Genomic DNA, 11,826 nt, shown 5'->3' on the forward strand with positions numbered 1-11,826 from the left:
GAAGCTGCCCACCGTCGCCTGGATCAACCAACCAACCCCGGAAGCACTCATCAAATCCGCGTAAGAAACTGTCTCACCGACCTTGACACGTTCCGTGATCCTCACCTGCCGTCTCGCAGTCATGTGGGTCTGCCCTTTCCCATCGGGCACTCTTTTTCCCGCTCCGCGCTCAAAGTAGTTGAGGCACGCCGGCGCGTTGACTCTCGACACCTTGCAATGTAACAATCGTCCACGTAGGCACCTCGCTAGGTGAGGCGTCCACGCGGATACAGGCCACTGACCTCGAACGTCGAAAGACGCCCAGGGTCAGGACAGCTCTTCCCGGCTTAAGGGTTGAGCCCAAGTGGCTTTCAGCTTTGGCTGAATACGCCGTGTGGTGCCAAAGCTCTGACGAGAGGGGTGCGGCTCTCGGGCTTTACGGCTCGGTCCACACTTCTGAAGTGCCCTGACGGCATCAGCGTATGCCCCGGCCGCGAGGAGGTGAGGACTGAAATGAGCCCAGGCGATAGTCCGCATCCCGAGTTCGACGACCGTTTCGATCCGATCGTGGCCGCACTGAAACCCTGAGCGAGTTCTGAATCCGGGTCACTTGCATGCTCTGACGATGACCGCCACAGATGTGCGTAGGGAATTTTCTTGCAATTCACTTGCATGTGACACCTAAGGATTGGGTAAGCTAAGTTCCCGAGTCGGGACTCCCGGGACCTCAGCAGCCCCCCGGTCGGAACGATTTTACACGTGCGATAGAAACGATTGTCATTTTCATCTAGGCTGCCCCCGTCGGCCGCCTAGCGGCCTGTGAGGAGACTTGGAATGTTGTTCGTTACCGCGCAGCCGGAATCGTTGGCCGCTGCTGCCAATCGCCTTCAGCAGATCGGTTCGACGTTGGCTGGCGAGCACGCCGCCACCGCCCCGCCGATGACCGGGGTGGTACCTGCCGCCTCCGACATCGTGTCGATGCTGACGGCCGCCCAGTTCGCCCGGCATGCTCAGACCTTCCAGGCATTGAGCGCCCAGGCCGCCGAAATCCACGAGAATTTCGTGGCCACATTGGCGGCTAGCGCCGGGTCGTATGCCGCCACCGAAGCAGCCAACGCCGCCGCAACCCGATGAACAGGTAAAGGGGGACCGATGCTCGACTTCGCCGCACTGCCGCCCGAAATCAATTCCGCCAAAATGTATTCCGGTCCCGGATCGGCATCGATGCTGGCAGCCGCCGGGGCGTGGAACACGATCGCCGCCGAGATGCGCTCGGCGGCAACGTCCTACAACTCGGTGATCACGGAATTGACGAGTAACGGTTGGCTGGGCCCGTCGTCGATGTCAATGCTGTCCGCGGCCACGCCATACCTGACATGGTTGGATACGGCCGCCGCCCAAGCCGAGCAGACCGCGGCCCAAGCTTTCGCGGCCGCAACCGCTTTCGAGTCGGCGTTCGCCGCGACGGTCCCGCCGCCCGTTGTCACCGCCAATCGCGCACAGTTGGCGATGTTGGTGGCCACAAACATCTTCGGCCAGAACACCCCCGCGATCGCGGCTAACGAGGCACAGTACGCGTCCATGTGGGCCCAAGATGCCGCTGCCATGAATGGTTACGCCAGCGACTCGACGGCGGCCAGTCAATTGGCACCGCTCTCCGCTCCGTCGAAGAGCACCCAGACCTACGGGGTTGCCAAGCAATCGGCGGCGGTCGCTAAAGCGACCCAGACGACAGGTCAAACCGTGCAATCGAACCTGTCCGCGGTAACGTCGACCGCCCCCAAGGCGGCCTCCGGGGAAGACTTTCTGTCATTGCTGTCGGGGATCTTCAGTGGCGCGAACAACTCGGCCGTGGGCACGTTCATGCAAGGCAACTACTTCAGCACGATGGTCGTGAACGGGGCTTTAGCGGGTGGACCGTTCAACCCGCAATTCCTCCTTGGGACCATCGCCGGTTTCAATTTCCTGTCCGCTGCCACGCAAGGCGGCGACCTGCTACCGGGCCTCGGCGACATCGCCTCGGCGACCGCCGAGGTCTCCCCGGCGGCAGCGCTCGGCGGTGTAAGTGCCCCGATCTCAGCGGCGGTTGGCCATGCCAACCTAGTCGGTGCAGTGTCGGTGCCTCCCGGTTGGGCTTCGGCGGCAGCGATCCAGCCAGCCGACACAGCGATTCCGGCTACCGGTCTCAGTGACATCGGATCGTCCAACGGCACGGGTGGTCCGGGCGGGTTCGCCGCACCCGTCGGAGGTGCGGCGGGGCGGCGACGCCCAATCCCCAAGTACGGGTTCCGCCCCGTCGTAATTTCTCGCCCTCCGGCGGCCGGATAACAGCCTTCCAAGGAAGTTCAGAAGAGGGGACAGGCCATGCTAGATTTCGCAACGTTGCCGCCAGAGATCAATTCGGCCCGCATGTACTCAGGGCCGGGCTCGGCGTCGATTAGCGTCGCTGCCGCGGCCTGGAATCGCATCGCCACCGAGATGCGTTCGACCGCAGCCGCTTACAGCGCGGTAGTCACCGGGCTGACTGACGAGGCCTGGCTGGGACCTTCGTCGGGATTGATGGCGGCAGCGGCTGAACCGTATGTCGACTGGTTGGCCATCGCCGCTGCCCAAGCCGAGCAGGCCAGCGCCTCGGCCTCTGCGGCGGCGGCCGCCTTCGAAGCCGCTTTCGCAGCGACGGTACCCCCGGCGGCGATCACGGCGAACCGCGCCCAACTGGCTAACCTGTTGGCCACCAACATGCTCGGCCAGAACGCCGCCGTAATAGCAGCGAACGAAGCTCAATACGCCGCGATGTGGGCGCAGGATGCCGCCGCGATGAATGGCTACGCCATGGCGTCGGCCGCGGCGACACAATTGGCGCCGTTGACGCCCCCCCCTTCCACCACCAACGCCAACGAGACGGCCGACCAAGCTAATGGGACCTCGGCGTCCTCCACGGCTCCGGCAGGGTCGACGTCCGGGCTCCTCGAGTGGCTGGGTATCGCGCCCAACACCAACAACTCCACGACAGGCTTGGCCGGACTGCTCAACTTTCTGGATGGAAACAACGGGTCATTCGTCGGAAGCTTCCTCAACGATGCGACGGTCGCAAACTTCTCGAACGCCCTCACCACCAGCGGCTTGACGAATCCAACATCCGTCATCGATTCGGTGACCGCATACAGCTTTCTCTTCGCGACCCAAGGCGCCGCCTCGTTCGATATGTCCGACCTGGCCGCGGGGCTGGCGTTGACAGGGCCGATCGGGGTGGCCCCGGGTCTGCCGAGCCTGTCGGCCGCGGCCGTGTCGGCTCAGCTCGGGCACGCCAGCCTGGTCGGGGCCGTATCGGTGCCCCCGGCCTGGGGTGCGAGTGGGGCGACGGTCAACCCGGTCGCAACGGCCACGAGCCGCATCGGTGCCGGGGCCTACCACAGCCTGAGCAACGCCACCCCCATGGTGATGGAAGAGACCGGACCCGTGGGCATGCCCGGGCTGCCCCTGGCAGGCATGACCGGGCCGCACGAGGACGAGTTCAGCGCCCCGATCTACGGATTCCGCCCCCGCATCATCACGCGGCCGCCTGCAGCGGGTTGACCCACGACCGGTCGAGACCGCCGCCGGGCGGCAAGGGCCGGCCACAAGCAAGGAATCACCACAATCCAAGACTCACCAAAATTCAAGACACGATTGACATCGCGGACAAAGGACACGCCATGACGCTCAAACTTCTCACCGCATCGGTCGGCCTCGCCACCGTTCTCGCCGCCAGCCCGCTGGCCCACGCCGATTCCGATGACGACGACCCGACGGTCTTCCTGGCCACCCTCCGCAACGCGGGCATCGCCTACAAAAGCCCGGACCGTGCCCTCAAAGCTGCCCAGACCGTCTGCGGTCTTGCCAGTGCAGGCACCAGCGAACCCGAGATTCTCAAAGACATCCGCGAGCTCAACCCCGGATTCACCCTTGACGGTGCCGCCAAATTCACCGAAGCGGCCGCCCGGTCTTTCTGCCCCGAGCAACTCGGGGACGGCAGCGGCAACGGTAAGAAGAAGTGAGCCTTGCGCTCTTAGGGCTTTCGGGGCTGGTCCGCGTCGCTCGGCGGCCTCTGAGTTGGACTTCTCTCGCCACTCCTGCGGATACCAGCTGTCCGGCGTGACGACGCTCGCAGACGCGGCATGCCAGTTGGTCGTGCATGCCGCAATTGGCACCGTGAACCGTTGCGGACTGAAGCTTTTTGAATGCCTTCGCTAGCGGTCGACTGCGAAGGCCGGCCCGGCCGCAGCAGGGCCAAAATGCCGGTACGATCGCGCCCACGGCGCCTGGCCCGGCAACCGGGGGCGACGGCGGTAAGCGCAACGTGCGACTCCGCCTTGCGTTCGTGGCTCGCCCGGCGGACGTCGATTCTTGGTCAGCAACGCTCGAGCGGTGCGCCTGTTTCGTACCGGCACGCGTCGTGGCCATCTTCGACCTGGACTCCACCGCTGCGCGTGGCCCTGGCCCTGACGCGACTGCGGGGCCTTCCTGATCGCGCCGACGAAGGCGGGTACCGCCTCTTAGATCCGCGGTTCGTACTGCCCGACCCGATGACCGCCGAGGCGACCATGGCAGCGATGGCACGGGGTAGTCGCTCAGTTTGCTATGTGACCGCCAGGCGCCGGCTGATGCGTTTTCTCTACCGGCGGCGCCACACGCCGTGTGGTTGATAGCTGTCCGGGACGTCGAGGCACCCTTACCGAAAATTCGGGTGAACGGCTCGGCAACGCTCCCGAGCCGCCCCGCGCATACGGGGGCACGTTGCTTCGTCTTGCTAACCTCGGCAAACCGCGCTGATCGAGCTCACAGGAAATCTGCAGCAGCTAATCAGCGCTGCCGCAGCTATGCCCCTTTAACCTTCTTGGTGAACTCCAGGGGAGCAACGATGGAATTAACCATTAACCCGGCCGCGGCGCCGAACTGCGGAATCGTGTCCGCACGAGGCGCCGCGCTGCGGGCCGGGCACCGGGAGTTCGCCGGCCGTCGGGATTTCGGCCATCCAGGCAACTTCCGGTCCGGCAGGCACCCGCCGGCAGATGGCTGATGCGATTCACGGGCGACTCACGAAATAATAGGCGCGCAATAAGCACCCGCAAATACGCATAGCCGTCAGCGCACATATGTGGGCAACAGCAAATCGATACTCCGGTTGCAGTAATGATGTTCTGGTAGGCCTATAATTCATCGAGAAGTTGCAACCAGTAAATGGCGTGGCCGGTGATCTTCATGATTGTCGCCAGGTCGCGCCTGGTGCGCCGTAGATGAGCGGAACCACGAATCAGCGACGGGTTTGCCATTGGTAATCAATTGACAGATTAGACAACCTCGGTGACACACCCGCCGCTGCTCACGGTGTCTGTCGTCACCGCCAACCGCGTCGCGACACATGTTTGTAACATTGTGCTTACTCCGCTGGAACAACGCCTCAATATCGTGGCATCGCGATGAGCCCGAGGTTGCACAGATTCGCTTGGAGTAAGATCAGCAAATCTTTGGGGACTCAGAAACCGCGTTTTTTTGGATTCCATAAAAGCTTGGACAGTTCTGGGGGCAGGGCTACGCGCGTCGTCATTACGATGACGGCCACAAATAAGGACCGGAGGTAGACAGGTGATAGATTTCGGCGCGCTTCCGCCGGAGATCAACTCTGGGCGGATGTATGTCGGGCCCGGGTCGGGGCCGATGATCGCGGCGGCGGCGGCCTGGGACGACCTGGCCGCCGAACTGCAGTCGACGGCCGCGTCGTACAGCTCCACGGTCGAGGGTTTGACCGTCGGGCCGTGGACGGGTCCCTCCTCGATCGCGATGGCGGCCGCGGCCATCCCCTACGTTTCGTGGATCAGTGCCACCGGCTCCAGGGCCGAGCAGGCGGCTGCCCAGGCGAAAATCGCCGCCGCCGCCTACGAGACGGCCTTCGCCGCGACGGTCCCGCCGCCGGTGATCGTGGCCAATCGCACACTGCTCATGACTTTGATTGCGACCAACATCCTGGGGCAGAACACCCCGGCGATCGCCGCCACCGAAGCCCAGTACGCCGAGCTGTGGGCCCAGGACGCCGCCGCCATGTACGCCTACGCTGGCTCGTCGGCGGCCGCCTCGCAGCTGATCCCGTTCCTCGAGCCGCCGCGCACGACCACCGACTCGGCCAGCCCGCTGCAAGCCGCCGCCGTCAGCCAGTCCGGTACCTCGAGTGGCCTCAACGTGGGCACCCAACTGTCCCAGCTGACCAGCGCCGTGCCGAACGCCCTGCAGAGCCTGGCCTCTGGGGCGACGAGTAACGCGACGACGCCGGGACTCACGCTGCCGTCGACCCTGCCCAACGCGCTGACCAACTGGAACACCATCTTCGGCGAATTGACCGGCATCTATTCGCCCCAGGCGTGGAGCACCATCCCCGGTGGCCCGTTCCTGTCTTTCGGGCAGGCATACGCCTGGGGTCAGAACGGGCAGGGCGCCGCCGCGTATTTGGCCGGCCCCAAAGCGATCTCCGGCGCGCTGGCGCCGCTGACCAGCGGCGCCGTCAAGCCCATGCTGAGCTCCGCCGTCGGCGGCGCGCCGGTTTCGGCGTCGATGGGCAGGGCGGCGCTGGTGGGGAGCATGTCGGTGCCGCAGGGCTGGACCGAGGCCGCGCCGGCGATCAGGACACTCGCCTCGGTGTTCCCCAACATCGCGGCCGCACCGACCGCCTCGCTGGCCCCCGAGGGCGGCGTCTTCGGCCAGATGGCCCTGTCGAGCCTGGCCGGGCGCGCCATGGCGGCCGGGGCGACGTACTCCGGAGGAGGTGCCGTGGCGACCGGCTCGCTGGGCGGCGTGATCGAAGCCGAGGCGGCCACGGCCACCATCATCGTGATCCCGGTCCTGGAGGACTGAGCGCCATGACCGACACATCCGCGACCGACAGCAGCGCGACCAGGCAAGGGGTATAGAGATGTTCTACGGAGCCTTTCCACCGGAGTTCAACTCCGGGCGCATGTACGCCGGGCCGGGAGCCGAGTCCTTGGTGGCCGCGGCGGCGGCCTGGGACACCCTGGCCGCCGAACTGCAGTCCACCGTCGCCGCCTACTCGTCGGTGATCGACACGCTGAGCAGCGGGCCCTGGGTGGGACCGTCGTCGATGAGCATGGTGGCCGCGGTGACGCCGTACCTGTCCTGGATGCAGACCACCGCCACTCAGGCCGCACACACCTCCAACCAGGCCACCGCGGCGGCGGCCGCCTACGAGACGGCGTTCGCGTCGACGGTGCCGCCGGAGGAGGTCGCGGCCAACCGCACCCAGCTGGCGTCGCTGGTGGCGACCAACGTCTTCGGGCAGAACACCGCCGCGATCGCGGCCACCGAGGCCCAGTACGCCGAGATGTGGGCCCAGGATGCCCTGGCGATGGACACCTACGTCGCGTCGGCGGAGGCGGCAACGAGCCGGCTGACCGCGTTCACCGAGGCGCCGACGACCACCAACGGCTCGGCGTCGACGACGCAGGCCGCCGCGGTCGGCGCAGCCGGCGGCACACCGGCGGCCAACGCGGCGGCGACCCTAGGCTCGATCATTCCCCCGTTCAACCCGGCGAACGGGCCGCTCGGCTACCTCGCCGGGCTCGCCACCTGGTACCACACCCTCGGAACCAACCTCCTGAACATCGTTCCGAACGGGGGCACCTGGTACGCGGGGCTGTACAACGCCGTCAAGGTTCCTGTCGGCATCACCACGACGTTCAACGACATCGGGCTGCTCATCAACTTCCCGCTGTCACAGTGGCTCAAGTTCGCCCCGCCCATCCCGTACGGGGCCCTCCCCAAGGACGCGCTGGGGGCCGGGCTCGGCGCGCTGGGCTTCGGGCGTGGCACCCTGTACAACGCGGTCAGCCCGGTGGCGGCGAGCCTGGGCCGCGGCACCCTGGTCGGAGCGCTGACGGTGCCGCCCAGCTGGGCCTCCGCCACCCCGGCAATCCGGACGGTCGCCGCCGCGTTGACAGCCGCCGGGCCGGAGGCGGTGCCGGCGGCCGCCCTGGGCGCGGGTGGGCTGCTCGGCTCGATGTCGGTGGCGGGCATGCTCGGCAGCGCCTTCGGCGCGGGCGCTCCCACCGTGGCGGGCCGTGCCGCCGTCCGCGGGCGCCTGACCCCCCTCAAAGAGCTCAAGGACGGCACCTCGCCGGAAAAGCTGAAGAAAGTCGTCGCCCAGATCTCGGAGAAACCCGAAAGCGTGCAGCACCACAACGTCGATCAAGAAGGCCTCGACGCGCTGCTCGAGCAACTGTCCAAAAAACCCGGCATTCACGCGGTGCACTTGTCAAAAGGCAAGCCCAAAGTCGTGCCGTCGGAAGCGCAGATGAGTTGAGTGGCAACCGCAGTCCGGCTCGGCCCAGCGGCCGCGCAACGACCGGATCCGGGGGCGACAAATAGCGGCACGCGAGTCGGTCCCGGCAGTTCAGGCGCGGTTCGCCGAAGGCGTAAAAGCGTGGAACCAACTGTGAGAATTGGTAGAGACAGCGGTCAACCGAGCAACATCGGCGGTAAAGTCTCGGAAGCCGCCGCTTCAATTGAATACCGAACCGGCACAATTTCCTCGGTGCGAGGGAAAGGGTAAAACATGAAGATGTTTGTCGCGCTGCTCGGCGCAGCGGCGGTGATCGGTTTCGCCGCGCCCGCCTATGCCGACCCGCCGGAACCGGACGGGGACGACGCGGGGTTCGTCGCCGCGTTACACCAGGCCGGCATCTCCTTCGCGACCCGCGAGGGCGCCGTCGCCGCCGGCAGGGCAGTGTGTTCCTTCCTGGACAACGGCGAGAGCGGCCTGCAAGTGGTGCACGACGTGAAGATCCACAACCCCGGGATGGACATGGAGAACGCGTCCAACTTCGCGTTGATCTCGGCGAAGTACTACTGCCCTCACCAGCTGTCCAAGGCCTGACGGAGACCGGCCACACCGGCATGGGACGATTTTTGGCATTGCTCGGCACCGTCGTCGTGATCGGTTGCGCCGCACCCGCCTCCGCCGATCCCGAGGGCGCGTTCGACGACACGGGATTCCTCACGACGGTGCGCGACGCCGGACTCACCTACACCAGCCCGGATCGGGCCATCGCCTTCGGCAAGCAGGTGTGCGGCTGGATCGGCAGCGGCAAGTCCGGCTCGGCACTCGTCCGCAACCTGCAGGACGAAAATCCGGGACTGACCACCGTCCACGCCACCCTGTTCGTGGCGATCTCGGCGAAGTACTACTGTCCACAACAACTCACCGCGACGCACTAGCCGCGACACGACGCGTTCCGGAGAGGACGAAACAGTCAACGCGCGCATGCGGGTTACGGATTGAGCAGGCGGCGGCGCGCAGGAGTCAGGTGATTGACCGCCGCGCAACCGGGTTGGTCCGGGGTCCACCTCTCGTTCACCTGCCCGTGCTTAGCTGCCGCGGTCCAGCACCGCCCCGGCGGTGCCAGTGTCACCGCGTAGGGGAGGAATGTGCCGTCATGCAGACGCTGAGCGTTGCCGATTTCGCGCTCCGGCTGGCCGTCGGGGTCGGCTGCGGTGCCCTCATCGGTCTGGAGCGGCAATGGCGGGCGCGCCGGGCCGGGCTGCGCACCAACGCGCTCGTCGCCGCCGGCGCGACCCTGTTCGTGCTCTACGCGGCCGCCACCGAGGACACCAGCGCCACCCGGGTCGCGTCCTATGTCGTGTCCGGGATCGGGTTCCTGGGCGGTGGGGTGATCCTGCGCGAGGGGGTCAACGTCCGCGGGCTCAACACCGCGGCCACCCTGTGGTGTTCGGCGGCGGTCGGTGTACTGGCCGCGTCGGGACACCTGACCTTCACGCTGATCGCCACCGGCACCGTCCTCGCGATCCACGTGTTCGGGCGCCCGCTCGGGCGGCTGATCGATCGTGACGAGAACGTCGAAGACGACGAGGGCCTCCAGCCGTACCTGCTACAGGTGACCTGCCGCCCCAAATCGGAGACGTACGCCCGCGCCCAGGTCGTGCAGCACGCCAGCAGCAACGACATGACGCTGCGCGGTATCCACGCCCGCCAGACCGGCGACGACGAGATCACCCTGAGCGCGCATCTGCTCATGGACGGCCACACCCCGGCCAAGCTCGAGCGGTTGGTGGCCGAGCTGTCCCTGCAGCCGGGGGTCCGCACGGTGCAGTGGTACGCGGGGGAGACCGCGCAGCAGCCGGACTGAGCACCGGCCGGCTAGGGGCGGCCCTGCATCTGCGGCGCGGCCGCGGCGAGCAGGGCCGCGCGCTCACCGGTCAGCGGCGGGTAGATGCGCCGGGTGTTGATGGCCCGCTTGGTGGCCTTGGCCTGCGCGCTGCGCGAGACCACCGCCCGGTCCCATCCCCGGGTGTAGACCGCGCCGGCCGGCCCGAGCTCGAGAACGGTGACGTACCAGAGGATTCGAAGCGGCAGCATCGGCTCACCGACCAGGTCGATGATCACGTTGTAGGCGACGTAGCGCCCCATCGGCCGTCCTTGCTGGCACGACATCACCGACAAACGTTCCCCGTCCACGCGGGCCGCCGCCACGTCAGCCGCGGCGAACACCGACTCGATCCCGGCGACGCGCAGGTAGTCGCCGACCGGCAGCCGGCCCTGCCCGTCGCGCGCCGCCGGTAGCCGCGCGGTCATTGGGCTGGCCCGCATCCCGGCGCACCACCCCAGCGTGGCCGCCTCGAGGCGCTCACCCGACGACAGCGACACGCCTCGCTCCTCGACCGCAGTGACGCTCACCCCCAACCCGGGTCTCGATGCCGTTGTCCGACAACGCCTGCCGAATCACCGGCCGCGCCGAAGCGCCCATGTCCGAGCCAATCGCGCCGTGCTCGACGAGGACCACCCGCGGGGTGACCCGATGCGGGCCGAACAGCCCACCGAGGCTGTTCGGCAGCTCGCAGGCCACCTCGATGCCGGTCAGGCCTGCGCCCACCATGACGACCAGCCGCCCGCGTGGGGGTCCCCGACCAGCGTTCGCAGATGGCTCGCAGCGCGACCGCACCGTCGTAGGTGTCGACGTCGAAACCGAACTCCCGCAACACGGGGATGCCGGGGCGGGCCGCCCGGCTGCCCGGGGCCAGCACCACCCGGTCATAGCGGTACGACGCCCCGGATGCCGTGGTGAGAGCGCGGGCGCCCGGGTCGATCCCGGTGACCGCGGCGGTGACGTGCGCCAGTCCGGCGGGGTCCAGCACGTCGGCCAGCGGGATGCGGCAGGCGCTCAGGTCGGTCTCGTAGTTGCGCACCCTGATGTCGCGGAAGGGCTTGTCGCTCAGCACGGTGACGTCGACCGTGCCCGCGGGCTCGGCGAGTTCGTCGAGCCGCCGCGCGGCGTCCAGGGCCGCCCGCAGTCCGGCAAACCCGGAGCCGATCACCAGCATCGCGGTCAACGCCCGATACCTCACCGATCCGAGCCGCTCGGCGGCTCCCTTCGCGCAATCGTCTCACCACGCCGTGACGGTGGGCGCCATCCATGCGGCGCGGTGGCGCACCCGACGTCCGCGGGTCTCGCGCCGGCGCCGAGCCAGGGCGCCGGAAAGGTCGGCGTGTAGTTGCCTGACCTGGGAGTTTATCAACGTGTTACCGGCGTGTCGGCTGTGACGGGTGTGACCTGCGGGCTTGGATGCGGTTACCAAGCCAACCATCCGAACCCGAGGTCACACCCGCGTGCCATCGTCGCCGACACCAGCCCCGCAGACGAACCCGACGCGCCAGCAGCACCTGTTGAATATCCTGGGCGCTGTCCCGGAAGTTGCGTCCAGGGGCGTGGTGTATGAGCCGGTAAGTCCGGTGGGCGTGTCGTAGCCCGGTAGAGGGCGGTCATCGCGTGATCCTTCGAAACGACC

At 67.1% G+C, this 11,826-nt stretch carries 9 protein-coding genes, 1 pseudogene and 1 riboswitch; of the genes and pseudogenes, 9 read left to right on the forward strand and 1 reads right to left on the reverse strand.

The window, feature by feature from the left end; genetic code table 11:
* The first annotated feature begins 234 nt into the window (after positions 1-234).
* Positions 235-406, forward strand: a riboswitch (M-box (ykoK) riboswitch).
* A 407-nt stretch (positions 407-813) separates the two neighbouring features.
* The 9 genes from AC2VOR_RS14590 (at position 814) to AC2VOR_RS14630 (ending at position 10,169) form a co-directional block, all read left to right on the forward strand.
* Entirely contained in the window at positions 814-1,113 is a 300-nt protein-coding gene (locus AC2VOR_RS14590) for a PE family protein (RefSeq protein WP_369738502.1), read from the forward strand.
* 18 nt (positions 1,114-1,131) lie between these two features.
* A complete protein-coding gene (locus tag AC2VOR_RS14595; RefSeq protein ID WP_369738503.1) occupies positions 1,132-2,307 on the forward strand; it encodes a PPE family protein in 1,176 nt (391 codons plus the stop codon).
* Positions 2,308-2,343: 36 nt separating this feature from the next.
* Positions 2,344-3,555, forward strand: coding sequence for a PPE family protein (locus tag AC2VOR_RS14600; RefSeq protein ID WP_369738504.1), 1,212 nt, complete (start codon positions 2,344-2,346; stop codon positions 3,553-3,555).
* 119 nt (positions 3,556-3,674) lie between these two features.
* Entirely contained in the window at positions 3,675-4,016 is a 342-nt protein-coding gene (locus AC2VOR_RS14605) for a DUF732 domain-containing protein (protein ID WP_369738505.1), read from the forward strand.
* 1,588 nt (positions 4,017-5,604) lie between these two features.
* Positions 5,605-6,864 (forward strand): PPE family protein, encoded by a 1,260-nt coding sequence (locus AC2VOR_RS14610; protein ID WP_369738506.1) that lies wholly within the window; start codon positions 5,605-5,607, stop codon positions 6,862-6,864.
* A 58-nt stretch (positions 6,865-6,922) separates the two neighbouring features.
* A complete protein-coding gene (locus tag AC2VOR_RS14615) occupies positions 6,923-8,326 on the forward strand; it encodes a PPE family protein (RefSeq protein ID WP_486964008.1) in 1,404 nt (467 codons plus the stop codon).
* Positions 8,327-8,578: 252 nt separating this feature from the next.
* A complete protein-coding gene (locus tag AC2VOR_RS14620) occupies positions 8,579-8,899 on the forward strand; it encodes a DUF732 domain-containing protein (protein WP_369738507.1) in 321 nt (106 codons plus the stop codon).
* 20 nt (positions 8,900-8,919) lie between these two features.
* Complete coding sequence (locus AC2VOR_RS14625) at positions 8,920-9,240, forward strand: DUF732 domain-containing protein (RefSeq protein WP_486964009.1); 321 nt, start codon at positions 8,920-8,922, stop codon at positions 9,238-9,240.
* A 218-nt stretch (positions 9,241-9,458) separates the two neighbouring features.
* On the forward strand, positions 9,459-10,169 hold the full coding sequence (locus AC2VOR_RS14630) for an MgtC/SapB family protein (protein WP_369738509.1): 711 nt from the start codon (positions 9,459-9,461) through the stop codon (positions 10,167-10,169).
* Between the two features lie 11 nt (positions 10,170-10,180).
* On the opposite strand, the pseudogene AC2VOR_RS14635 reads toward AC2VOR_RS14630, so the two are convergent.
* Positions 10,181-11,370 (reverse strand): annotated as a pseudogene (locus tag AC2VOR_RS14635) (NAD(P)/FAD-dependent oxidoreductase).
* Positions 11,371-11,826 lie beyond the last annotated feature (456 nt).

The sequence above is a fragment of the Mycobacterium sp. TH-M103 genome, assembly GCF_057473785.1.